The following is a 24,070-nucleotide window of genomic DNA, read 5'->3' as shown; positions in this document are numbered from 1 at the left end:
GTGGCGAGCTACCTGCCGGGTGGCCTGACGCCGGAACAGGCCAGCGTCTCGGCCAGCGACGCGCTGCAGGGCATGGCCGAAGTGGTGATTTACGCTGCGGGCAGCTGGATCGGCGAGATCGACAGCCGGCTGCCGGCGCACCGGCTGGTACTGAGCGCCGACCGGGTGAGCACGGATCCGGCGCGGCAGATCCGGCAGCGGATGGATTACCGGGACGGGCACGACCGGGCGTGGCGGACGGTGCAACTGGTCGAACCGGGAGACGGCTACCGGCTGAGCGAAAACGGCGACTTTGTCTACGACGAAAGCGGGGAAGCGGTCAGCGGACCGCTGGCGGTGCGCTGGCAGGTGGCGGCGGGAGACGAGTGCAGCGCGGGCGGGCTGGCGCTGCTGCAGTATCCGGGCTACTGCGTGGACCGCAGCCGGCCGGCACGCGAGGCGCCGCCGCTGCCGTTTGCGCAGCACTATCGGGATGCCACACGGAAGCCGGTGCTGGTCCGGCATGGCAACGGCAGCGCCCGTACACACGGCTATCGTCCCTGGTACTGCGTCGCGGCAGATGAAAACGACAGTGCCCGCCATGCCCCGCCGCCGCAGGTCTCCGCCCCCCGCCAGGAAAGCGACGCCTCCCGCCCGCGAGTCGGCATGAACGGCGAGCATATCGACTGGATCGGCCCGCGCAGCCAGTTGTACCCGCTCGGCAGCGGCGTACGCAGCTACGATCCGGGCATTCAACGCTTTCTGACACCGGACCCCTACAGCCCGTTTTCCGTCGGCGGCCTCAATCCTTATGCTTATTGCTTTGGCGACCCGGTCAATCTTGGCGACCCGTCCGGCTACGCTCCCACTGTCAGGGTTCGTCGCCTGAGCGCCAGTGCCAGCCTGTCCATAGCGGGAGGCAGCATCGGTCTGATTATCGGCGTGCTGAGTATTGTGGCCAGCCTGGCATCGGGCGGGTGGCTGACCATTCTGCTGGGCGTCATGACCGGCTTCATGGTATCGACAGGGGCGGCACTGCAAATCGCCTCAGGCAGCTACCTGGACACCGACCCGGGCCTGGCGACAGAGTTGGGAGACATGGCAAATGTGTTCTTTCTTGTCGGCGCCCTGATGAGCGCACCACTAATGCTGAAAGAGGCGTTTCTCGGCATGAAGGCGCTCGTGTCTTTTTCCAGAAAATTATTGTTCGGCAGCCCGTCACGACAATCCATTGCCGGCATGGCAACACATGGCAGCACACAGATAGCCCGCACGCTGTCTGCGCCATTGCCCCGTACTCTTCAGCTTCCCCGGGTTGTCATCTCGCAGTCCACCCCCAACCTGGGCCTGGTGAGAAAATTGACCATGCCGAAAACAGCACCCACCACGCAAGTATCCATGGAAAGCCTGTACTACACAGCGCAAACCTCTCCGGCATCATCGCTTCAACATTCCATGGCAAATTTCAACCTCATGCCCTGAGCCTGGAAGCGAAAACAGGAAAGCACTGCCATGCTTTTTTATTCCAATGCATTCAATCTGACAGATTGGGAACAAGAAGGCGTCGACCCAGCAACAGGAATATATATCCGGCACATCCCCATTGCCAGCCTGTCTGCCAATCGTCTGCTCGGACCCACCTTCACGCTGGCGCTGCGATTCAACCTTTTCAACCCTATTGATTATGGGTTTGGTACTGGCTGGGAGTTGAATCTGACACATATCGACACCGAGCAGCCGTCAGACAATACACAGCCTGCCATCGATACGCTGGTACTGGCAGACGGGCACAGATATCGCCTGCAAGCGGGCAGCGAAGAAGAGAGCATTCTTAAATACAAACGAACAAACACCTTCCAGATTTTCAAGGATACCGATACGACCTACACGCTGGTTTACAAAAACGGCACAACAGAGACCATTGAAAATGGCAAAACGACAGTCATAAAATCCGCCAATGGAAAACAAGTCAACATCAGCTGGTCTTCGGATAATTCATTTAAAATGACCGACAATGACGGCACGGTTCTGCTTTCCACTGCCCTCAGCAGCACCGCCCCCCCGGGTGCTGCCAGCAATTTCAGGAACCACGTTGTCACCACCGCACGCAGCGTACTGACGTTTTACTGCAACCAGTCCGGCATCCCGCGTCTGGAGCGGGTCAAACAGACAACTGCCACCTCGTCGAGCCTGTTGTACAGCATCGCCTACGGCACGCACAATACGTCCTTTCTGCGCATAGACTCCTGGCAATCTTTTGTCGATTACTGCCAGCGGGATACCGTCCGCTATCTCACCCTGCCTTCGCCAGACGGCCTGGGAAAAGCCGTGCCGGCCACCTCATCGATCACGCGCAGCATTTGCTCCCGCATAGGCCAGCCGGCAAAAAACCGTACGATCACTTATCAGTATGGTGAAAAAAATTATCTTGGTTATCCTGATGTAACAATATGGAATGACAGCACCGACAACCTGGAAGGGCTGCCGGACAGTTTTTCCTATCAAACCACAGAAACCATTGGTGATCCTGCCCGCCCCGCCCTGGTCACGACCCGAACCTACAACAAGTTCTATCTGCTGGTCCACAGCACACCCCGCGGCCCTTCCCCGCTCCGGATCAAGGACCATGCCTATACCTACCCGCTGACCCCGAATGCCGGCATTGATGCCCAGCCGCCCGCTTTCACGCTGTATACAAAAGACGAGCAAACCTGCACGACGCAAACGGGCCAGACAAGCAGGCAGACCAGCCAGTCCACGGTACGCGAGTACGACGATTATGAAAACCTGACCAGGGTCTGCCCGCCGTCCGGCATGACGGAATGGAATACTTATTATCCGGCGGCAGGAGAAATGACCGAAGACGGCACCATTCTCTGCCCGGCAGACCTTTATGGGTTTGTAAAATATCTGAAAAACCAGGTTATTTCCTCCGGAAGCAATGCAGATGCCGTTCCGAAAAAAATATGGCAATACACCTATAGCCAGATGCAGGACACCAACCTGGTTCAGATCAATGAAGAGCAGTACTTCATGCAGCCTGCACTCCCTCCCGTCACGCGTCTGACGGCACTGAAGAAAACGGCCTATCTGTATGATAATGCAGGGCGGCCCACGCAGATCACGTCAAGCATGGCCAGGATAACGGCCCCCAACACCCCGCCTTCCTACTTGCCGACTACAACCTGCTTTACCTATACGGAAAGTAGCGCTGACAGCACAAGCACCATCGCCAAGGAAACGACCGGCTACGATAGCAGCACGGTAAAGAAAACGGAATCGCTGACCCAAGCATTCATTACTGCAGAGACCTTGTCCGTTATCGACACCAACGGCATTGTTTCGTGTTTCGAATATGATGCACAAGGCCGCGTCACCAGGAGCACTCGTGCAAAAGGAACAGAAAACGAAATCACCACACTGGCCACTTTCCAGCCCATGTCCAACCGGAGCCTGACTAAAAAAACATCCAGCCAGTTTACGGAAGTCACCGTAACCGACGATCTGGGCAATCCATCAGAAGTGTTCTGGACCCTGCCAGCCTCTTCGACCCATGCGGGCATGAGTTACAAGATCTGCAGTTATGCCTACAATGACCTGGATCAGGTCATCACGGAAAATGAATACGACTATATTCAGCAGACCACGTCAAAAATAATCATTCCCCCCGACATAACGCAAACGACAAAATTTGAATGGAATGTTTATGGCGAACCTGTTTCCAGGCAAAATCCAGATACCAGCACTATTTCCTACGTTTATGATGCCCATAGCAGAAATGACTACCCTGCATCGATTGCTGTTACATATTACCCTGGCGGCAGCACGACCCTGTCCTACTATAATGCAATCGATCAGCTATTCCTGCAGGAAACTTATGCGAGCCACGCCAGAAAAAAACCGGATACTGCCCAGGAGTTCAGTTACGATCCGTTCATGCGCGAAAGCAAGTCCACGCTCAGCGGGCAAGAAACTTTTACATATGAATACGATGCCTTTGATCGGCTAATCGTCAAGAACGGCAGCGCAAGCGGCAAACAATCTTTTTTTTACGCCCCGCACAGCGCCGCCCCCCTGGTTTCCGTCATCGATGTAGACGGTACGGTCATGGGAGAAAAAAGTCATGATGGTCTCGACAGGGAAATATCGACCACCATCAATGGCGTCAAGACCCGATACGACTACAGCGGATCGTCCGTCTTCTCCCGACCCGCTCTGGTCTCGATTACCGGAGGCCGGCAATGGGCATATAAATATCACCCTGTATTCGAAAGCATTACAAGAGAAGCCATCGAAAACAGCGTTGCCATCCCCCTTGCCATCATGTCGTTCAGCTACGCGCCGGATTCCGGGCGGTTGATGGGGGAAAAAACGGTGCGGCGAGCTTACACGTATTCCCGCACACTGAGTTACGACGCATTTGACCATCTCTGTGAAGATGCTGCCGCCTGGGACAGTAGCGATCTCGGCAAATACAAAACCACAATCACCAGCACAGTGCGCGGCAAGCCTGTCGAAATTTCAGTCCAGTTCAACAGCGAAAGCACCACCATAAAAAAGCAGTATGTGTACGATGATTGCGGGCGGGGAAAAATCATCCGCTACCTGTCGAGCGATACAAACCACACGAACAAAATACTCAGCGCCTCCTATCTTCACCGGTCAAAATCGACGGGCAATCTGACCCAGATAGACAATTACGCCATGACAATTTACAACAATTTCAGGCACATAAAACAAAACCAGACTTACAATCAATACAATGATGAAAAAAGCCGTTCCCATTATTTGTTTTCACATTACGTATTCGGATGCAAAATATCATATACCCCACACCGGAAACTCAAAAAGGTTTCGTACACGTTTCAGGCACAGCATGCGTATCAATGGGATGAGAGCTATACATATAATGACAGGGGCGCCTTGCTGTCCTGGAAGAGAAACGGGAATGTCACGTATCGCAATGAGTATGGTGACACGGTTCTGAAACAATCCTTCATGCGGGACAGACTGGGAAATATTTCAACCATCAACAGCGAGCTCAGCCAGGGCAGCCTGCTTTCACGCTACGCGTATGAAAACAAAACAAACCTGGTAAAAATCGACAACTCGGCAATCAGCGGAAATTCAAATACCCCAGAAAAAATAGATTTCAAATACGATTCCGAGGGCAATACCACAAGCCAGATCTATCAAACAGCCAATGGCACATCGGAAAAACATTACCATTATGAAGATTCAAAAAACATCAGCTACATGGCCGACAAATACAACGATGTCGATACTTCTGCTTTTTATTACTACGATGCAACAGGGAGAAAAATATGGACGACCGTCAGCAGCAAAACCGGCACGCTCTATTCTGCCAATATCTATGTCGATGGACACCTGCAAATCGACCAGCACCAGACCAACAGAACCGACCCCCCCTTTTTTATTCTCTATCATCTTGTCGACGGGGAGACCATGTTCATTACTGAAGTCAATGCGCAAGGCGAAGCAAATGTCCACCCCTGCCTTAATGGTCCGCATGGCACACCGGTCGTGGAAGGCCATCAGTACGTTACGTACGGGATAGCGACCACCGAGACACGTGTTTTTTACCGCTATTACAATTTCCATATCCGGGGCCAGAATGCCTACGGACTGACGTTCGACCTGGGGGCCAGCGAGTATGATGCCAACCGCAGTGCCGATCTGCCCGAAGAATAGACACCCCGCTCCGGCCGGGAATTGGCGATAATGTTTGTCCCTGCCCTGCATTGCCCGCCATGATTCCCATCGACGCCCCGCTCGCCCAGACCATCGTCGACCGCACAATGTGCATTCTCGACTGCAACGTCAATGTGATGGACGCCCACGGCACCATTATCGGCAGCGGCGACGCCTCGCGGCTCGGGCAGATGCACGACGGTGCCTTGCTGGCCCTGTCCCAGGCACGCACGGTCGAGATCGACGAAGCCATGGCCAGCCGCCTGTATCAGGCCCGGCCCGGTATCAATCTGCCGCTGCGCAGCGATGGCACCATCGTTGGCGTGGTCGGACTGACCGGTCAGCCCGACCAGGTCCGCCATTTCGGCGAGCTGGTGCGAATGACGGCCGAGATGATGCTGGAGCAGTCGCGACTGACACGGCTGATTGCCCGGGACACCCGCCAGCGCGAGGAATTGCTGCTGAACCTGATCCGCAACGACACGCTGAGCCCGGGACTGACAGACTGGGCCCAGCGGCTCGGGCTGGATCTGGACCAGCCGCGCGTGGTCGCGGTGATCGAGGTCGACAGCCATACGCTCGGGGTCGATGCCACGCTGGCGGAGCTGCAGCAGCTGCAGGTGCTGCTGACCACGCCGGAACGCGACAACCTGATCGCCACGGTATCGCTGAACGAGATTGTGGTGCTGAAGCCGGTCGAGGTCCGCGCCGACGGCTGGAATGCCGATGCGCACCGCGAACGCGTGCACCGTCTGCTGTCGCGCATGCGCGATGGCAGCGAACTGGGGGTGCGTATTGCACTGGGACAGTATTTCCCCGGCCCGGGCGGCATTGCCCGCTCCTACCGCACGGCGCTGTCGACACTGGATGTCGGCCGCCGGCGAGCGCCTGACGAGCGGGCCTATTTCTATCAGGACCTGATGCTGCCCGTGCTGCTGGACAGCCTGCGCGACGGCTGGCAGGCCGACGAATTGCGACGCCCGCTGCGGACACTGGCCGAGCACGATCCGCACGGGCTGCTGCAGCGCACGCTGACGGTGTGGCTGGCCCACGATGCGCAGCCGGGCGCGGCGGCCCGTGCACTGCACATCCATCGCAATACCCTCGATTACCGGCTGCAACGAATCGGTGCCTTGTGCGAACTGGACCCTGGCCGGCTCGACGACCGGCTGCTGCTGTATGTGGCGCTGCAGCTGCATGCCGGTGCCCGCCCGCAGGCAATTTGTAAAAACGCCTAATAAATTCTGTTTTCATCTCCGGTTTTACGGGCATTCGCACGAGGCCGGAAAATGACGGCATCGTTACCCTTGCCGCTTTCCGAAATCGCCCGTTACGGGCATGCAAGGAGCGGCATGGTCGAGGTATCCACACTGGGCGCGCTGGCGGCACTGGTCGTCGCCATCGTACTGATTCTGAAGAAGGTCCCGCCGGCTTACGGCATGATGGTCGGCGCCCTGGTCGGTGGCCTCGCCGGCGGCATCGACATGTCGCAGACGGTCGATCTGATGATGGGTGGTGCCAAGGGCATCATCCCGGCGGTGCTGCGCATTCTTGCCGCCGGTGTGCTGGCCGGCGTGCTGATCGAATCCGGCGCTGCATCGACCATTGCCGAGACCATCGTCAAGCGCCTCGGCGAAACCCGCGCCCTGCTGGCGCTGGCGCTGGCCACCCTGCTGCTGACCGCGGTCGGCGTGTTCATCGACGTTGCCGTCATTACCGTGGCACCGATCGCGCTGGCGATCGCCAGCCGGGCCGACCTGTCGAAAATGGCCATCCTCATCGCCATGATCGGGGGCGGCAAGGCCGGCAACGTAATGAGTCCGAACCCGAACGCCATCGCGGCGGCCGACGCGTTCCACCTGCCGCTGACCAGCATCATGACCGCCGGTATCGTGCCGGGGATTTTCGGCCTGATCGTGACGTATCTGATTGCCAAGCGCCTGGTTCAGCGCGGCAGCAAGGTGGCGCCGGAAGAGCTGATCTCCCACGAGCATGCAGCCCTGCCCGGCTTCGGCCCGGCCATGGTCGCGCCGCTGGTCGCCATCGCCCTGCTGGCCCTGCGCCCGCTCGCCGACATCAAGATCGACCCGCTGATTGCCCTGCCGCTCGGCGGCCTGCTCGGCGCGCTGGCCATGGGCAAGCTGCGTCACAGCAACCAGTATGCGATCGCCGGCCTCGGCCGCATGGCGCCGGTGGCGATCATGCTGCTCGGCACCGGCACCCTGGCCGGCATTATCGGCTCGTCGGCGCTCAAGACGCTGCTGATCGACGGTCTGCAGGCGTCCGGCATGGCCCCGTACCTGCTGGCGCCGGTGTCCGGCGCGCTGATGTCGCTGGCAACCGCCTCGACCACCGCCGGCACCGCCGTTGCCTCGCAGGTGTTCGGCAGTACACTGCTGGAACTGGGCGTACCGGCGCTTGCCGCCGCGGCCATGATTCACAGCGGCGCCACGGTCTTCGACCACATGCCGCACGGCAGCTTCTTCCACGCCACCGGCGGTGCCGTGAACATGAGCATGAAGGAACGCCTGAAGCTGATTCCGTACGAAACGGCCATCGGTCTGGTCATCACCATCGTGTCGACCCTGCTGTTCGGCGTCTTCAAGGTCTTCTGAGAAAACGTGCCATGAAAATCGTCATTGCCCCCGACTCGTTCAAGGAAAGCCTGACCGCGCTCGAAGTCGCCACCACGATAGAGAACAGCATGCGCGAAGTCTGGCCAGACGCCGAGTTCGTCAAGCTGCCGGTCGCCGATGGCGGCGAAGGCACGATGGAAGCGCTGGTCGCCACCACCGGCGGCCGCCGTATCGATCTGGCCGTTACCGGTCCGCAGGGCGATACCGTCCAGGCCTGCTACGGGCTCAGCGGCGACGGTGCAACCGCCATCGTCGAGATGGCCACGGCCAGCGGGCTGGCGCTGGTGCCCCCCGGCTCGCGCAATCCGCTGCAGACCACGACCTATGGCACCGGCGAGCTGATCAGCTCGGCACTGGATGCCGGGGCGCGGCGCTTTATCGTCGGCATCGGCGGCAGCGCTACCAATGATGGCGGCGCCGGCATGCTGCAGGCGCTGGGCGTGCGCCTGCTCGACGAGCATGGCCGCGAAATCGGCCCGGGCGGCGGTGCACTGGCACGGCTGGTCCGCATTGATGCCGGCGACCTCGACCCGCGGCTGGCAGACTGCCGCATCGACGTCGCCTGCGATGTCGACAATCCACTGACCGGTCCGGACGGCGCCTCGCACGTGTTTGGCCCGCAAAAAGGCGCGACACCGGAAATGGTCCGCCAGCTGGATGCCAATCTGAAGCACTTTGCCACCCTGATCGAACGCGATCTCGGCGTGCAGGTGGATGGCGTGGCCGGCGCCGGTGCCGCCGGTGGCACCGGTGCCGCGCTGCTGGCCTTCCTCGGCGCGCGGCTGCTGCCGGGCATCGAAATCGTGATGGAAGCGGTCGGACTCGACGCCGTGGTGCGCGATGCCGACCTGGTCATCACCGGTGAAGGCCGCATCGACAGCCAGACCATTCATGGCAAGACCCCGATCGGCGTCGCCCGGGTCGCCAAGCGGCACCATGTCCCGGTCATCGGCATTGCCGGCTGCCTGACGGCGGATGCGGAAGTGGTCCACGCCCACGGCATCGATGCCGTGTTCAGCGTGCTGTACCAGGCCTGCTCGACCGCCGAAGCCCTGCGCGATGCCGCCGACAACCTGCGTCTCACCGCCCGCAATATCGCCGCGACCCTCGCCATCGGCCAACGGCTGGGGCATGCCGGTCGTGGCGGCTGACCCCTCACCGGAGACCCGCATGTCCAGAGGCACCAAGATTGTCGCCACGCTCGGCCCGGCCAGCAGCGATCCGCACACGCTGGAACGGCTGATCGTTGCCGGCGTGAACGTCGTCCGGCTCAATTTTTCCCATGGCAGCGCGGCCGACCATATCGCCCGCGCCGGGCTGGTACGCGAAACGGCCGATCGACTCGGTGTATCGGTCGGCATTCTGGCCGACCTGCAGGGTCCGAAGATCCGTGTCGGCGCCTTTGCCGACGGTGCCGTCCAGCTGCACCCCGGCGACCCGTTCGTTCTCGATGCCGCCTGCACGCTGGGTAACGCCGGCCGGGTCGGCCTCGACTACAGGGATCTGCCGCGCGATGTCGAAGCCGGCGCCGTGCTGCTGCTCGACGACGGTCGCATCGTGCTCGATGTCGAGCGGGTGACCGGCGGGGAAATTCATACCCGTGTCCGCGTCGGCGGCACGCTGTCGAACAACAAGGGCATCAACCGCCAGGGAGGCGGCCTGTCCGCACCGGCACTGACCGGCAAGGACCGCCAGGATCTGCAGACTGCCGTCGCACTCGGCGCCGACTATATTGCGGTATCGTTCCCGAAGACGGCTGCCGACATGCACGAGGCGCGGGCGCTGGTCGCGGCAGCCGGCGGCAGCAGCATGCTGGTGGCCAAGATCGAGCGCTGCGAGGCCATTGCCAATCTGGACGAGATCCTGCTCGCCTCCGACGGCATCATGGTCGCGCGCGGCGACCTCGGCGTCGAGGTCGGCGACGCGGCGGTGCCAGCCCTGCAAAAACGCATGATTCGCGAGGCGCGCCAGCACAACCGCTTTGTCATCACCGCCACCCAGATGATGGAATCGATGATCTCGGCGCCGATTCCAACCCGGGCCGAAGTGTCCGATGTCGCCAATGCCGTGCTCGACGGTACTGATGCCGTAATGCTGTCGGCGGAAAGCGCCACCGGCCGGTATCCGGTAGAGACGGTCGAGGCGGTGGCCCGGATCTGCGTCGCGGCCGAGACCTCGTCCGTGAACACCTTCGACAAGGAACTGCTCGACCGGCCGCAAACCCGCGTCGATCAGTCAATCGCCATGGCCGCGCTGTTTACCGCCGGCCACATAGGCGCCCGTGCCATCGCCGCGCTGACCCAGTCCGGCTCGACCGCACTGTGGATGAGCCGGGTCGACGGCGGCGTGCCCATCTATGCGGTCACGCCGGAAGAATCGACCCGCCGCAAGGTATGCATTTTCCGTGGCGTCTATCCGGTAAAAACGGTGAACAATGCCAGCACGCGCGAAGAAGCGGTTGCCCAGGCCGAACGCGCACTGCGCGAGCTGGGCGTCGTCGGCCATGGTGACCGGCTGCTGGTCACGCTCGGCGAATCGATGGGCCAGCCGGGCAGCACCAATACCCTGCTGATCGTCGAAGTGGCCTGAGCAAGGCAGCGGGCACCGATGCCACGCCGGCCATCGGTGCCCATTTCCGCATGATGCCTAGAACTGCCGCAGCCAGTTCGCCATCACCCCCCGGTCCGGCAGGCCGTCATCCCGGCTCAGATACGCACCGAGGGTGAATCGCGTCCCCCGCCCGTGATGACTGAGGCTCAGGCGGCTGTCGTAGCTGAATCTGCCCCTCGGCCCCTCTTCCAGTGCAAAACGCTGTCCCGGTGCGGCAGTGAACTGCGCATCGCGCGTACCGGCCCGTCGATACAACGTCGGCCGGCCCTTGACCTCGAAGCCCGCCAGCCAGCCGCGGCCGCTCTGCCTGCCGTCATGGTCGAGCCGCAATCCGACGACCCCCTCCAGCGCCGTTTCCCGCCGGGCAGCGATTTTCAGGGCAGCGATGCCACCGTCCCGCTCGTTCAGCGCCGCATCGCGGGAATGGTGCAGTTTCAGACCGGCCAGCGGCGTCAGCGCCCAGCCGCTCGCCGAGACCCACGGTCTGGCAACCCGCAGCACCTGGCCAGTAAAGTGGTCGCGACGCTGGTCGGCACGCGGCCGGGCATCGACCACGACCCGCTCCTGCTCGGGAACCTGCAGCTCGTCCTGGCCGTAGCGTACCGTGCGCCGGGTGCTGACCTGGTGCAGTGCATAGCGAAACTCGCTTTCCAGCAGCGGTCCGTCCTTCCCCCCGCTGGCTGACAGCGGCTGCTGATGACTCACGCTCAGCAACTGGCTGCTGCCGCTGAGGCCGGTGTCGTCCGTCCCGTCCGGCTTCACCCGGGCGATCCCGTAACGCACGGCCACCTGCCCGTGGCCGGCGATGTCGAAGCGCTGTTGCAGCGCAACCATGTCATAGGACGAGGCGCCAAGCTGCGTGCCGCGCTGGCCACGGCTGAGCAGGTTGAAGCCGAAGCCGGAGCCCAGATCGACCGCCGCATCATCGGCCAGACGTGCAAAACGGCGTTCCAGCACCTGCACCGGACGCAGTGCCTGCTGGATGCCGGCACCGGACAGCTGCCGGATCGCCTGGGCGATATCCTTGCGATGCATCAGTTCCAGGCTGCGGAACAGCGCGCCCGCGTCGTAGCCCTGCTGCAGCGCCCCGGCCACCCGGCGCAACGACGCGTCATCCACCAGATCGCGGTAATCGTTCTTGATCATGGTGACACCGACATCGCCACTGGCATCCCGCCAGCCGACGGCGCGCCAGGCATCCGTCATCGAGCGGATGCCGTCGACGCCTTCGATGTAACCGGCTCGCGCCAGCCTGGCAAAATCCATGCGCGTGGCCGCCGAACCAAGGGTAAAGCTGGTGTCGACCCTGACTTCGTCAAGATTCAGGGCATCCCCGTCCAGCGTGCCGATCCGCCCGTCCGGCCTGGTCATCGCCACATAACCGCGCAACGAGGCCGAAGAGAGTGCGTCACCGCCGCCGAGCAGGCGTTCTTCGTTCTGGCCGGTCCGGTCCTGCGCCCTGGTAGACTCATCCCCGAACGTCCCGCAACTTTCGTCGCCACACTGTGCATGGACCTTCCCGCGATTGACCAGGAAGCCGATTGCGTCCCCGTTGCCCCCGGCAATGCTGAAAGCATGGGAGTTCCTGGCGTGGATATTGATAATGCCAGTGTGATCATTGACGATGGCGGCCTTGCGCGCCGGTCGGCCGGGCTCGCCATTTGCCGAGGGCCCCCGCTGCCCGAGTTCCATCGCGATCATGCCGGTATCGGTCGTCCCGGCTTCGCCCAGATTGATCGTTCCGCGATTGATCAGCCGCGTGTTTTCGCCATGGCTGCTCATGGCGACGGCACCGTTGCCGCGGACGGTAATCTCGCCGCCCGCCGCATTGATCAGGGTATTGTTGTCGCCAAAGGACCCGATCTGCAGCGCACGCGTCGTCCCGCGGGCCGCAGTAAAATCAATGCTGCCGTAGTTCAGAAAACTGCGCCGTCCCATGCTTCCCCTGGCAGCCAGCACCCGATAGCCGTCGCGGGCGACCAGCTTTCCGTGGTTGGCGAGCTGCATATCGGGGTCGTTCTCCCGGACGCCGAGGTCCAGCGACAGCATCACCGGCTCGATGGCACCGGCCTCGGGCCGTTCGGCCAGCACCGTGCCACGATTGCTGAACTCGCTGCGGAACGACAGTTCGATTCGCCCCTTGCCGGACAGGTTGAAGGTGGCACCCTCGAAGTTGGTCAGTGCGGCATTTCCTATTCCCCTCAATGGCAACGTCGCCGCCAGTGTCCCGTGATTGTGCAGCTGCGAGAGGAAATAGCTCGGCTCCGGCCCGGCCAGTGACAGCGTGGCGCCAGCGCTGTTCGTCACGTCCCCTTCCGCTGCCAGCATGACGCTGCGGGTTCCGGTATGGGTATAGTTCTGGCGGGCCGGGACAATCAGCGATGCCGGCGGCTGCGTCGGGTCGGGCAGTGCCTGCAGCGGCGGCGGCACATAGTCGTACTCGAGCCCCTGCACTTGCCAGGCAGTCCGGTCAAGTGAGCTGGTATGCGTATCCTTGAAGTGACTGCAACTGCTGTTTCCGCAGAGCCGTTCCACCCGGCCGCGGTTCAGCAGATAGGCGCGGGTCCTGGTGTCATCGGCAATGAGGAATGCGTGCGAATTTTTCGCATGGATATTGATGACCCCGCTGTCGTCGTTGAGCAGGACCGACGTCCTCGTTGCGGGATCGGGCTGGCCGGGCCGGTGCCGCGCAGCCCAGGCGCCAATTTCCAGCGCCACCATGCCGGTATCCTGCGTACCGGGCTCGCCCAGGTTGATCGTGCCACGGTTGACCAGCCGCGAATTCTCGCCATGGCTGCTCATGGCAACGGCACCGTTGCCGCGCACGGTGATCGAGCCCCCCACGTCGTTGACGATATCGTTGTATTCGCCGTACGACTCGATCCGCAGTGCCCGCCTGACGCCGCCCTCGGCCGTGAAATCGATGGTGCCGTGGTTGATGAAGCTGCGCCGTGCATTCTTCCCCGCCGCCCCGAGCCCGAGCACGGAGTAACCGCCGCGGGCAATCAGCGTCCCCAGATTGCGGTGAATCCGCTCGCCCTTGTCGGATGGCCCGGCCGTCACCATGTTCACCATCTCGCGCTGCCCCTGTTCGGGGTTGAAGGATTCAGCGGTGATCTTGCCGTAATTCATGAATTTGCTGTTGAACACCATCTTCATGTGCCCGGCACCGGAGAAACGGATATCGCCGTTTTCGAAGTTGACCAGGTTACCATTGCTCTCGGCCAGCAGCGCTGTCGCCGATACCTCCAGCCGGCCGCGATTGTGCAGCCCGCTGCTGAAGCGGCTGCTTTCCTCCCCGACCAGCGTCAGCGTGGCATCGGCATTGTTTACCAGCAGTCCTTTTGCCCTCAGCAGGGCATTCAGGCTCGTGCCGTCGTGGACGTGGCTGCTGCCCTCGGCGACCACCAGCGGCACCGCGTAGGAGAAGGCCCGCCCTTCAGGAGAAAGGGTCCGCTCCCGGGCCGTGCTGTACGGGTTGTGGAATTTCCTGCAACTGTTGTCACCGCAAAGCGAGCGCACCTTGCCGAAATTGAGCAGATAACCGAGATCACGGCTGTCGTTTTCTATCCGGAATGCGGATGAGTTCTTTGCATGAATGTTGATCACGCCGGCATGATCGTTGACCAGCAAGGCTGTTCGCGGGCGCTGGTCGGGCGCCCCCTCCCCCCAGCGTCCCAGCTCCATCGCGACCATGCCGGTATCGTTGGTTCCCGGATCGCCCAGATTGATCACGCCGCGGTTGATCAGCCTGGAGTATTCGGCATGACTGCTCATGGCAACGGCGTGGTTGCCGCGCACGGTAATCTCGCCGCCGACATCGTTGACCAGCGTGTTGTGATTGCCGAACTGCTCGATATGCAATGCACGCGTCCTGCCGTTCCCGGCAGTGAACTCGATCCGGCCGCGATTGATGAAGGTCCGCAGCAACTCCGGCCTGGCACTGCGCACACTCAGTACGCCGTAGCCGTCACGGGCAATCAGTTTGCCGCCATTGATGATTTCGCTTGTCCGGTCATTGCCCTGCTGCACATTGTGCAACGTCAGCAGATGACGCTCGCTGTTGGTGTCGGCCAACTCATGCGCAACAATCGTGCCGTCATTGCGGAACGAAGCACCGGGCGACAGCACCATGACGCCGTCGCCATAGAACTGCATCAGCCCGCCCTTGCTGTTGATCAGATCGCTCCCCTCCGATCCGGTCAGCCGGGTGGCCACATTCAGGGTGCCGTCGTTGCGGAGCATGGCGTGGTACCAGCTGCGATCTTCTCCCTCCAGCACCACGGCGCCACTGGCCGTGTTGTGCACGTTGCCCTTTGCCTCCAGCGTGATGCCCCGCAGGATCCCGGTATTGGTGTGCAGACGCGCCTTGCCGACGGGCAACCGGACCTGCACCTGTGACTGCGGCTGCGGCAGCGTGGCCGGCAGCGCATAAGAGAATTGCGAATCCTGCACCCGGCCGCTCAGGTCATGCAGCCGGGTATGCTCGGTCTTGAAGAATCCGCAACGGCCCATGTCACCGCATGCCACATCGACTTGACCACGATTGAGCAGGTACCCGGTTTTGTGCGGAGAGGCCCCCTCTTCAATGTTGAATGCATAAGAGTCTTTGGCATGGATATTGATCCGGCCACCGTAGTCATTGACGATAACCGCGCTGAGTGACGCCGGCACGCCTCCCCATTCGCCTGATGGTTCCATCCTGTACCCCTGAAGGGACAACTGCATGGCCACCATCCCGGTATCGGTCGTGCCGGGCTCGCCCAGATTGATCGTGCCGCGGTTGATCAGGTGCGAATATCCACCATGGCTATTCATGGCGACCGCATTGTTGCCTCTTACGGTAATCACGCCGCCACGGTCGTTTATCAGGTCATTGTAGTCGCCATACGGTGCCACATTCAGCGCCCGAGTCATGTGGTCCGTGGCGGTGAAATCGATGGTCCCGCGGTTGATGAACTGGCGTTTTACCGAACCATGTTCCGCACTGACCACGCCAAAACCGCCACTGGCAGTTATCTTTCCGTTATTGACGACCGGCCGGCTCCCTCCCCGGGATCCGTTTCTGGCGCTGCCGCCGGCCATGCTCAATATCACCGGCGAACGCAGAGCGCTCTGGTCATTCCCGGATGCCGTGATCTCACCATCGTTGACGAGGGTACTGCCCGGCGAGAGAAAGAAGGCAGCATGTCCCTGCAGCGCGATTTTGCCACCGGCCTGGTTCAGCATTTCGCTCTGCTGCAGCACATTCAGCCGTGCCGTCAGGTTCAGGACGCCGTCATTTCGCAATACCCCGCCATAAAGCGCATTCGAATCCCGGGAGGGGGTCACATCCCCGACCATGTTCAGGATCCCGCTGCCGAGATTGTGCAATTCACCCCGCACGGTCAGGTTCACATTGCTTTCCGGACCAGCATGCATATGGGTCTGCTCATTTGCGACGGAGAGCAGGACAGTCGGGGATACAGCAGCGGTCAAGCTACCACCCGGGGTTCCTCCAACCGTGCCGCCAGTACCGCTGCCCGGATTTACTCCTCCCGCGCCGCCAGAACCGCTGCCCGGATTTACTCCTCCCGCGCCGCCAGAACCGCCGCCCGGATTTACTCCTCCCGCGCCGCCAGTACCGTCACCCGGATTTACTCCTCCCGCGCCGCCAGTACCGTTGCCCGGATTTACTCCTCCCGCGCCGCCAGTACCGTTGCCCGGATTTACTCCTCCCGCGCCGCCAGTACCGTCACCCGGATTTACTCCTCCCGCGCCGCCAGAGCCGCCGCCCGGATTCACTCCTCCCGCGCCGCCAGAACCGCCGCCCGGATTTACTCCTCCTCCCGCGCCGCCAGAGCCGCCGCCCGGATTTACTCCTCTCACACCGCCAGTACCGTCACCCGGATTTACTCCTCCCGCGCCACCAGTACCGTTGCCAGGATTTACTCCTCCTCCCGCGCCGCCAGTACCGTTGCCAGGATTTACTCCTCCCGCGCCGCCAGTACCGTTGCCCGGATTTACTCCCCCCGCGCCGCCTGTACCGCCGCCCGGATTTACTCCTCCCGCGCCGCCAGAGCCGCCGCCCGGATTTACTCCTCCCGCGCCGCCAGTACCGTTGCCCGGATTTACTCCTCCCGCGCCGCCAGAGCCGCCGCCCGGATTTACTCCTCCTCCCGCGCCGCCAGTACCGTTGCCCGGATTTACTCCTCTCGCGCCGCCAGTACCGTCACCCGGATTTACTCCTCCCGCGCCGCCAGTACCGTCACCCGGATTGCCGCCTACTGAGCCGCCAGGACCGCTGCCAAGATTGCCTCCTCCCGCGCCGCCAGTACCGTCACCCGGATTTACTCCTCCCGCGCCGCCAGTATCGTCGCCCGGATTACGGCTGGGGTTAACGCTGGCCACGCCCTTTACCTGCGATGTTGCAACCGGGGTATCAGGCGCAGCGCCCTTTCCTCCCGAGGTTTTCTGCTTGTCATCCGATGAGGATCCCCCGCCGCCCGCCGACACCAGCAACGCAATCCCCCCCCCTGCGGCCAGCGCATACCCGATTGTGCTTATCGACGGCATGCTCATGCCGCCGCCTTCCGCCTTCTCCTCCAGTTGGCGGAGGCAGGGAAGTGGCTGCCCGGTGAGCGGGTCGGTACCGCAGGCCATGGCTTTTGCGACCTGAATGTCAGACGTGTCGCCGCGGCTGCCCTGACCGGCCATGGCAGCCTGTCCGACCAGGGCCGTCAGCAGTGCAGCACGCCCGCCACGGAGTACGGCGGCAAACATCCAGCGCAACCAGCCCGGCATCGCCCGGCCGTTTCGCCACTGCTGGTACTGCAGTGCAGACTGTCGCCGGACCAGCACGCCGAGCCAGAAACGGTCCAGCCGGCGGCGCCGTTTTGCATGAAGCGGTTTACGCCAATGACCATTCCGCGCGGATGACCCGCTGATGCCCCTGGATCCCGTGGATGCATTCTTCACAATAACCTCCATAGATTAATAGCGCAGTCCGCCATCGGAGGAAAACCCGACAGAAACCGCATGGCCATGGCACGCAAATCCAATACGGAGCGTGCTGGCCATCGAAATGTTTTGATGAAAATTGCCCGAAATGAGCTGGCAAAAAACGCAGTGATCACTTGACCATCAGCGAAACAATCACTCAAGAGGAATACGCTGTAATTTCATTGCAAAACCACAGCCATGGCACGTAATAATGCTTGTTTATTTTCAAGAAAATTCTTTAACCGATTAAATTCCGCATTCAATTCTGAAGGAAAGAAAGCGGGGGGGGGCGAATCGGCGCGGTAACATCCAGCACGGATTCAGCCGCCTGTCAGCGACGCCTGGCGGCCTTGACCCCTGGCGCAAAGAAACGCCAGGCCAGTGTCAGCGCATCAGGTCCGCCCGGATCAGAAAATGCCTGCCGTGCCGCGCCACCACTCCAGGCATGGCCCAGCCCCGCTATCCGGATCTGGCGCACATGGCAGGTGCTGCCCAGCATCCAGTCAGTCTGGGCAAAAGCACGCCGCGCGCCGCGCTGCAGCGTGCGCGTCGGCCCGGGCTGCGGCATTTCGCCAGGCAGCAGGTCCAGCCACAGCTGAGTCGTCGCAGCAGCGTTGTCGATCGACACGACGGCATCGTCGTCACCGTGCAGCACGATCAGCGGTGGCAACCGCCCCCCCGCCAGCCGCAGGCGCAGGCTGGCCAGGTCCGGTTCGCGGTCGCCGCGCATCGCCAGCCGGCCCTGCAGCGCATTGCTGGCGCTGTGCGGTACCGCGCCGGAATGGGCACCCACGGCGGCAAAGCGTTCCGGAAACTGCAGGACCAGGGTCAGCGCCATGCTGGCGCCGGCCGACAGTCCCATGACATAGCGCCGCTCGCGTCGCACCGGATAGCGCCGGCTGACCTGCTCGGTCAGCGCCATCAGGATGGCCGACTCGCCCGCCACCTGGGTATCGGAGCGAAACCAGTTCCAGCAGCGATACGGATTGGCGTGCAGCGATTGCTCCGGCAGCAGGACGATGCAGCGTTCTGCCCGGGCCAGAGCCGCCGCCCGGGTCGTCGCCGCGAAGCTGGCGGCGTCCTGCTTGCAGCCGTGCAGCAACAGCAGCAGTGGTGCCGGCCGCGAAGGCGTCACTCCGGCCGGCACAAAGACCAGGTAGCGGCGCATCAGGGCCGGCCCCAGGCCCCCCTGGCCGCTTTCCCAGCGCCCGCTGCCGCGACTGGTCGGCGTCGCGGTGGGCGATGCCACGCCGGTCAGCGCCTTGCGCGCGGCCCGGCTGGCGGCATTGGCCTGTTCGACAGCGGCGTTGACCATGCTGCGCGCCACCGCCCGCTGCAGGCGGGTGGCGCTTCTGGTTGTGGCATCGGACAACGCGGTCCAGATGCTGACCGGTTTGCTGCGCTTGCGTCCCATTACTTCTCCAGACTGTCCGCCCGGCCCCGCCGCTGGCAGCGACGGGATGCCGGACCGGTTTCCCGCCCGATCACGCGTTCACTCCAAGCACTTTTTGTTATTTGTTTTCCATTTAATCGTTTTTCCGGTTTTAAGGGAGCGGCGTAAAGTGCGTTCAACGGTGTACCGACACCGTAGCCGATTTTCCCCCTTTCCACTGTGACAACAGGACTTCTTCGTGACTGACGCCATCACGCCACGCAACGCTTCCTGCCGATGTCGGCACCGCTGACGAGACGCATCGCCATTTGCCATCCGGCCCCCGGCCGGACCGACCAGACCCAGGAGTCCCGGAACATGAAACGCCTTGCCACTCTGACTGCCGCGCTGTCGCTGCTGTCCGCCTCGCTGTCCTTCGCCGCTGCACCGGTCAAGCTGACCGTCGCCGCCTCCGCCGTCCCGCATGCCGAAATCCTCGAAGCCATCAAGCCGACGCTGGCCCGGGAAGGGGTCGATCTCGATATCAAGGTCTTCAACGACTACGTGCAGCCCAATGTGCAGGTCGAGGAAAAACGCCTCGATGCCAATTACTTCCAGCACATTCCGTACCTGGACGAGTTCAACAAGACCCGCAACACCCATCTGGTGGCGGCCAGCAAGCCGATCCATATCGAGCCGTTCGGCGCCTATTCGCGCAAGTTCAAGCGCATCAGCGATCTTCCGGATGGCGCCACCGTCGCCATTCCGAACGATCCGGTCAACGCCGGCCGCGCGCTGCTGCTGCTGGACAAGAACAAGGTGATTGCGCTGAAAGACCCGAACAACATTACCGCGACGGTCAAGAGCATCACCTCGAATCCGAAACACCTGAAGTTCAGGGAGCTGGAAGCCGCCACGCTGCCGCGCGTGCTTGATCAGGTCGATCTGGCGCTGATCAACGCCAACTACGCACTGGAAGCCAGACTGGTGCCGACCCGCGACGCGCTGTTTGTCGAGACCCGCTCCCCGTACGCCAATCTGCTGGTCGCCCGCGACGACAACAGAAACAGTGACGCCATCAGGAAACTGGCCGCCGCCCTGGCCAGCCCGGAAGTGAAGCAGTTCATCCAGAGCCGCTACAAGGGTGCGGTGATCCCGGCATTCTGAGCCGGGCAGATGACAGCCAGCCGGGCGGTGCCATGTTCCGGGGCGTCTCCCCGGCATTGACACCCGCCCTGCCCACCGGTAGGTTTGGCGCATGAACAGCATCCTGCAGACTCTCACTACCACCGCGACCGCTTATGGCGGGTCGTGAGGTAGCGGTATCGGCACGATAACGCGCACTGTCCCACAGGCCCCGCCCGCACCGGACGGGGCCTGATCGTTTCTCCGTCCGTGCCGGCACACTCAGGAGAAACGGCATGAATCCCGCCCACCCCGCACCGCGCGCACTGCTGATCGTCGACATGCAGGTCGGCCTGTTTCACGGCCCGGAACGACCATGGCACGGCGACCGCGTGCTGGCGAACATCAACCGGCTGATCCACGCTGCCCGCGAGGCCGGCGCACCGGTCTTCGCCGCCCGCCACACCGGCGCGCCCGGCTCCCCGATCGAGGCCGGCAGTCCGCTGTGGCAACTGCTGCCGGCACTGGACGTGGATGAAAACCGCGACACGGTCTTCGACAAGACCCGGCCCAGCTGCTTCCATGGCACCGGCCTGCAGGCCCGGCTGGTACAGGCCGGTATCCGCGAACTGGTCATCGCCGGCATGAAAACCCAATACTGCATCGACACCACCTGCCGCGTGGCGACCGAACTCGGCCTGCAGGCGCTACTGGTCGCCGATGCCCATACCTGCATGGACACCCCGCTGCTGACGGCGGAAGCGATCGTCGCCCACCACAATGCGACCCTGGGCGGGCCGCTGGCCCGGTTGATGGAAACGGAGGAGGTGCGGTTTTGAGTGCGGGGCCGGGGAGCAAGGCCTTTTTTCCCCGCGCTACAGACTGCCAACTCCCCCATCCACCAGCAACTCCGTCCCCACCACGAACCCGGCCTCGTCCGATGCCAGAAACACGGCGGCCTGTGCCAGTTCGCGCGGTGTGCCCAGGCGCCCGATCGGCACCAGTTTGAGGATCTCGTCGTTCAGCACCGCCAGTTGTTCCGGCGGCAGGCCGAGCTTGCCCAGCGCCGAGGTCCGGGTCGGGCCGGGGCTGAGGCCGTTGACGCGGATGCCGCGCGCCAGCCACTCGCCCGACAGCGTGCGCGCCAGCGACAGCAGGCCGGCCTTGCTGGCGGCGTAGGCGCTGCTCTGCGGCAGGCCGATGCGGGCGCTGACCGAGCCGCACAGGATGACCGACGAGGGATTGGCCAGCAGCGGCAGCAGCGCCTGCAGCAGAAAGAACGGGCCTTTCAGATTGGTGGCCATCAGCCGGTCGTAGCTGTCCTCGTCCCAGTCCTGCACCGGCCGGTGCGTGACATCGCCGGCGTTGACGAACAGCACATCGAGTTGCGACCAGTGTGCGGCCAGTTGCTGCGCCAGTTCGCGCTGGTCGGCCAGCTGGCCGGCGTCACTGCGGATCAGGATCACGTGTTCGCCGAGTTCGCGGCCGGCGGCGGCCAGCGCATCGGGGTTGCGGCCGGTGATCGCCACCCGGGCGCCTTCGGCCAGGAACTGGCGTGCAGTTTCCAGGCCGATGCCGCTGGTGGCACCGGTAATGAGGGCGGTCTTGCCTTGCAGGCGTGGCATGTCAGGGTCTCCGTTCTGTGTCAAAACCCCAGTGTCAACGCATTGGTACCCAATGTATAGTAGGCACCAATTTGATACCAAAGAGGAGACTGGATAGCCATGCCGACGAATCATGCACAGCGGGACACGCCGCCGGAACCCTGCCCGATGGTGCAGTTTGTCGGGCTGATTTCCGGCAAATGGGCGATTCCGATCCTGTACCGGCTGATCGTGATCGACGGGCCGGTCCGTTTTGGCGAGTTGCAGCGCGCGGTGGCGCCGATCACCCAGAAAGAGCTGACCCGGCAGTTGCGCCTGTTCGAACAGAAGGGGCTGTTGCGGCGTCAGGTCTATGCCGAGGTGCCGCCCCGGGTCGAATACACCGTCACCGCCCTGGGCAAGACCCTGCGTCCGCCACTGGATGCACTGGCCGACTGGATGCGTACGCACGCGGCCGACCTCGGCGCGGAGGCCTGACGCCGCAGGCGCTCAGGGGCGGCGCCGGGCGCCGAGCGCCTTTTCGATTTTCCTGTCGGTCTTGTACTGGCTCAGCGCATAGACCGACCAGATCGCCGCCGGAATCCAGCCGATCACGGTGAGCTGCAGCAGCAGGCAGAACAGGCCGGAAAACGGCCGGCCAATGGTAAAGAACTGCAGCCACGGCAGGAAAATGGCGAGCAACAAGCGCATGAATCTCTCCAGACAAGACAGGGAAGCCGGACGCGGCGTCGCCGCTACCCGTCAGGCACCTTGCCACAATGCCGTCGGCATCATCAAGCCGACCCACATCACGCCAGATTCAACTTGGTCAGTATTTGACATTTTTTGAACGGTTTTTGGAATGGCAGCACTCGGGTGGGCGCGTACAAATATCGGCGTGCAAGACACACATCCACACGAGAAAAGGTGATTTACCATGACCAAGATCGTTAATTCCTGGAATGACTTTGATCCGCTGAAACACGTCATTGTCGGCCGTGCCGATCACAGCTGCGTGCCGCCGGAAGAACCTGCCACTTCGGAAAAGGTACCGATCGACAGCCCGATGCGTGGCATGTGGGGTCCGCGCCCGCTGGAAACGGTGGAAAAGGCCAATGCGCAGCTCGACAATCTGGCCCGCATCCTCACCGAGCGCGGCGTCAGGGTGGACCGTCCGGAACCGCTGCAGTGGAACCAGCCGGTCATTACCCCGGACTTCCGCACCGGCTCGATGATGACCTGCATGCCGCCGCGCGACACGCTGCTGACCATCGGCAATGAAATCATCGAGGCGGCGATGTCGTTCCGCTGCCGCTACTGGGAATACCTGGCCTTCCGTCCGCTGCTGTCGCAGTACTTCAACGAGGACCCGGAATTCCTGTGGAGCCAGGCGCCGCGTCCCCGCCTGTCCGACAAGTCGTACAAGCACAACTACTACGACGAGAAAATTTCGCTGGAAGAGCGGCTGGTCCGCACGGCGAACAAGGACTTCGTCACCACCGAGGAAGAAATCCTGTTCGACGCCGCCGACGTGATGCGGCTGGGCAAGGACCTGTTCATCCAGCACGGGCTGACCACCAACCGCAAGGCGATGGAATGGTTCAAGCGCCGCTACCCGGAACTGCGGGTCCATGCGGTCAACTTCCCCGGCGACCCGTACCCGATCCATATCGACGCGACCTTCGTGCCGCTGCGCCCGGGCCTGATCATCAACAACCCGCACCGGCCGCTGCCGAAGGCACAGCGCGAGATCTTCGAGAAGAACGACTGGCAGATTGTCGAAGCTGCCATGCCGGCCCACAAGGAACCGCCGCCGCTGTGCTACAGCTCGGTGTGGCTGTCGATGAACTGCCTGGTACTCGACCACAAGACCGTGATCGTCGAAGCGTCCGAAGTGAACCAGCTGGAACAGATGGACAAGCTCGGCATGAACGTGATCCCGGTGCATTTCCGTGACGCCTATGCGTTCGGGGGCGGCCTGCACTGCTCGACGGCGGACGTGTACCGCGAGGGCAGTTGCCTGGACTACTTCCCGAAACAGGATTTCAACGACATCACCCGCGTGTAACCCG

16 protein-coding genes are annotated in these 24,070 nt (G+C 62.4%); 12 read left to right on the top strand and 4 right to left on the bottom strand.

The window, feature by feature from the left end; genetic code table 11:
- The 6 genes from DFO50_RS19370 to pyk all read left to right on the top strand — a co-directional run.
- On the top strand, nucleotides 1–1,461 hold a 1,461-nt coding region (locus tag DFO50_RS19370), incomplete at its 5' end, for an RHS repeat-associated core domain-containing protein (protein ID WP_199489792.1).
- A gap of 30 nt (nucleotides 1,462–1,491) precedes the next feature.
- Nucleotides 1,492–5,691 (top strand): hypothetical protein, encoded by a 4,200-nt coding sequence (locus DFO50_RS09885; protein WP_112692425.1) that lies wholly within the window; start codon nucleotides 1,492–1,494, stop codon nucleotides 5,689–5,691.
- A gap of 59 nt (nucleotides 5,692–5,750) precedes the next feature.
- Nucleotides 5,751–6,929 (top strand): sugar diacid recognition domain-containing protein, encoded by a 1,179-nt coding sequence (locus DFO50_RS09880; protein WP_112692424.1) that lies wholly within the window; start codon nucleotides 5,751–5,753, stop codon nucleotides 6,927–6,929.
- 51 nt (nucleotides 6,930–6,980) lie between these two features.
- Nucleotides 6,981–8,306 (top strand): GntP family permease, encoded by a 1,326-nt coding sequence (locus DFO50_RS09875; protein WP_233495232.1) that lies wholly within the window; start codon nucleotides 6,981–6,983, stop codon nucleotides 8,304–8,306.
- An 11-nt stretch (nucleotides 8,307–8,317) separates the two neighbouring features.
- Nucleotides 8,318–9,478: a glycerate kinase gene (locus DFO50_RS09870; RefSeq protein ID WP_028500383.1), complete on the top strand. Its 1,161-nt coding sequence runs from the start codon at nucleotides 8,318–8,320 to the stop codon at nucleotides 9,476–9,478.
- A 19-nt stretch (nucleotides 9,479–9,497) separates the two neighbouring features.
- Entirely contained in the window at nucleotides 9,498–10,916 is a 1,419-nt protein-coding gene (gene pyk / locus DFO50_RS09865; protein WP_112692423.1) for a pyruvate kinase, read from the top strand.
- A gap of 57 nt (nucleotides 10,917–10,973) precedes the next feature.
- Here pyk and DFO50_RS09860 read toward each other — a convergent pair whose 3' ends face one another.
- The gene (locus DFO50_RS09860) at nucleotides 10,974–16,334 is read right to left on the bottom strand and encodes an autotransporter outer membrane beta-barrel domain-containing protein (protein WP_146745042.1); all 5,361 of its coding nucleotides are present in this window, start codon (nucleotides 16,332–16,334) and stop codon (nucleotides 10,974–10,976) included.
- A 24-nt stretch (nucleotides 16,335–16,358) separates the two neighbouring features.
- On the opposite strand from DFO50_RS09860, the gene DFO50_RS19790 reads away from it, so the two are divergent.
- Nucleotides 16,359–17,207, top strand: a complete 849-nt coding sequence (locus DFO50_RS19790) for a hypothetical protein (RefSeq protein ID WP_112692421.1) — start codon at nucleotides 16,359–16,361, stop codon at nucleotides 17,205–17,207.
- A gap of 1,042 nt (nucleotides 17,208–18,249) precedes the next feature.
- Here the strand turns inward: DFO50_RS19790 and DFO50_RS09845 are convergent.
- Nucleotides 18,250–19,332 carry a PHB depolymerase family esterase gene (locus DFO50_RS09845; protein WP_028498731.1) on the bottom strand — a complete coding sequence of 361 codons (1,083 nt, stop codon included), beginning with the start codon at nucleotides 19,330–19,332 and terminating at the stop codon, nucleotides 18,250–18,252.
- 336 nt (nucleotides 19,333–19,668) lie between these two features.
- On the opposite strand from DFO50_RS09845, the gene DFO50_RS09840 reads away from it, so the two are divergent.
- Both DFO50_RS09840 and DFO50_RS09835 read left to right on the top strand, forming a co-directional pair.
- The gene (locus DFO50_RS09840) at nucleotides 19,669–20,457 is read left to right on the top strand and encodes a MetQ/NlpA family ABC transporter substrate-binding protein (protein ID WP_107890358.1); all 789 of its coding nucleotides are present in this window, start codon (nucleotides 19,669–19,671) and stop codon (nucleotides 20,455–20,457) included.
- A 254-nt stretch (nucleotides 20,458–20,711) separates the two neighbouring features.
- Nucleotides 20,712–21,254 (top strand): cysteine hydrolase family protein, encoded by a 543-nt coding sequence (locus DFO50_RS09835; protein ID WP_028498733.1) that lies wholly within the window; start codon nucleotides 20,712–20,714, stop codon nucleotides 21,252–21,254.
- A 36-nt stretch (nucleotides 21,255–21,290) separates the two neighbouring features.
- Here the strand turns inward: DFO50_RS09835 and DFO50_RS09830 are convergent, their stop codons facing one another.
- Nucleotides 21,291–22,040, bottom strand: a complete 750-nt coding sequence (locus DFO50_RS09830; protein WP_107889763.1) for an SDR family oxidoreductase — start codon at nucleotides 22,038–22,040, stop codon at nucleotides 21,291–21,293.
- A gap of 99 nt (nucleotides 22,041–22,139) precedes the next feature.
- Between DFO50_RS09830 and DFO50_RS09825 the strand changes: the two genes are divergently transcribed.
- A complete protein-coding gene (locus DFO50_RS09825; RefSeq protein ID WP_036385594.1) occupies nucleotides 22,140–22,496 on the top strand; it encodes a helix-turn-helix domain-containing protein in 357 nt (118 codons plus the stop codon).
- Nucleotides 22,497–22,508: 12 nt separating this feature from the next.
- Here the strand turns inward: DFO50_RS09825 and DFO50_RS09820 are convergent, their stop codons facing one another.
- Nucleotides 22,509–22,709 (bottom strand): YqaE/Pmp3 family membrane protein, encoded by a 201-nt coding sequence (locus DFO50_RS09820; protein WP_028498736.1) that lies wholly within the window; start codon nucleotides 22,707–22,709, stop codon nucleotides 22,509–22,511.
- On the opposite strand from DFO50_RS09820, the gene DFO50_RS19155 reads away from it, so the two are divergent.
- Both DFO50_RS19155 and DFO50_RS09815 read left to right on the top strand, forming a co-directional pair.
- Nucleotides 22,708–22,848: a hypothetical protein gene (locus DFO50_RS19155; protein WP_156952487.1), complete on the top strand. Its 141-nt coding sequence runs from the start codon at nucleotides 22,708–22,710 to the stop codon at nucleotides 22,846–22,848. The two genes, DFO50_RS09820 and DFO50_RS19155, sit on opposite strands and share 2 nt — an antisense overlap.
- Nucleotides 22,849–22,935: 87 nt before the next feature.
- Nucleotides 22,936–24,066: a serine/threonine protein kinase gene (locus DFO50_RS09815; RefSeq protein ID WP_028498737.1), complete on the top strand. Its 1,131-nt coding sequence runs from the start codon at nucleotides 22,936–22,938 to the stop codon at nucleotides 24,064–24,066.
- Nucleotides 24,067–24,070 lie beyond the last annotated feature (4 nt).

Source organism: Microvirgula sp. AG722, assembly GCF_003269145.1.
In the GTDB taxonomy this organism is placed as follows: domain Bacteria; phylum Pseudomonadota; class Gammaproteobacteria; order Burkholderiales; family Aquaspirillaceae; genus Microvirgula; species Microvirgula aerodenitrificans.
The sequence above is the reverse complement of the archived record's forward strand: the minus strand, read 5'-3'. Positions and strand labels throughout refer to the sequence as shown.

Excerpts from the sequence above, each read along its gene's own strand:
- DFO50_RS09885 (WP_112692425.1), top strand. The coding sequence starts at position 1,492 with ATGCTTTTTTATTCCAATGCATTCAATCTGACAGATTGGGAACAAGAA.
- DFO50_RS09880 (WP_112692424.1), top strand. The coding sequence starts at position 5,751 with ATGATTCCCATCGACGCCCCGCTCGCCCAGACCATCGTCGACCGCACA.
- DFO50_RS09875 (WP_233495232.1), top strand. The coding sequence starts at position 6,981 with ATGACGGCATCGTTACCCTTGCCGCTTTCCGAAATCGCCCGTTACGGG.
- DFO50_RS09870 (WP_028500383.1), top strand. The coding sequence starts at position 8,318 with ATGAAAATCGTCATTGCCCCCGACTCGTTCAAGGAAAGCCTGACCGCG.
- pyk (WP_112692423.1), top strand. The coding sequence starts at position 9,498 with ATGTCCAGAGGCACCAAGATTGTCGCCACGCTCGGCCCGGCCAGCAGC.
- DFO50_RS19790 (WP_112692421.1), top strand. The coding sequence starts at position 16,359 with ATGGGTCTGCTCATTTGCGACGGAGAGCAGGACAGTCGGGGATACAGC.
- DFO50_RS09845 (WP_028498731.1), bottom strand. The coding sequence starts at position 19,332 with ATGGGACGCAAGCGCAGCAAACCGGTCAGCATCTGGACCGCGTTGTCC.
- DFO50_RS09840 (WP_107890358.1), top strand. The coding sequence starts at position 19,669 with ATGAAACGCCTTGCCACTCTGACTGCCGCGCTGTCGCTGCTGTCCGCC.
- DFO50_RS09835 (WP_028498733.1), top strand. The coding sequence starts at position 20,712 with ATGAATCCCGCCCACCCCGCACCGCGCGCACTGCTGATCGTCGACATG.
- DFO50_RS09830 (WP_107889763.1), bottom strand. The coding sequence starts at position 22,040 with ATGCCACGCCTGCAAGGCAAGACCGCCCTCATTACCGGTGCCACCAGC.
- DFO50_RS09825 (WP_036385594.1), top strand. The coding sequence starts at position 22,140 with ATGCCGACGAATCATGCACAGCGGGACACGCCGCCGGAACCCTGCCCG.
- DFO50_RS19155 (WP_156952487.1), top strand. The coding sequence starts at position 22,708 with ATGAATCTCTCCAGACAAGACAGGGAAGCCGGACGCGGCGTCGCCGCT.
- DFO50_RS09820 (WP_028498736.1), bottom strand. The coding sequence starts at position 22,709 with ATGCGCTTGTTGCTCGCCATTTTCCTGCCGTGGCTGCAGTTCTTTACC.
- DFO50_RS09815 (WP_028498737.1), top strand. The coding sequence starts at position 22,936 with ATGACCAAGATCGTTAATTCCTGGAATGACTTTGATCCGCTGAAACAC.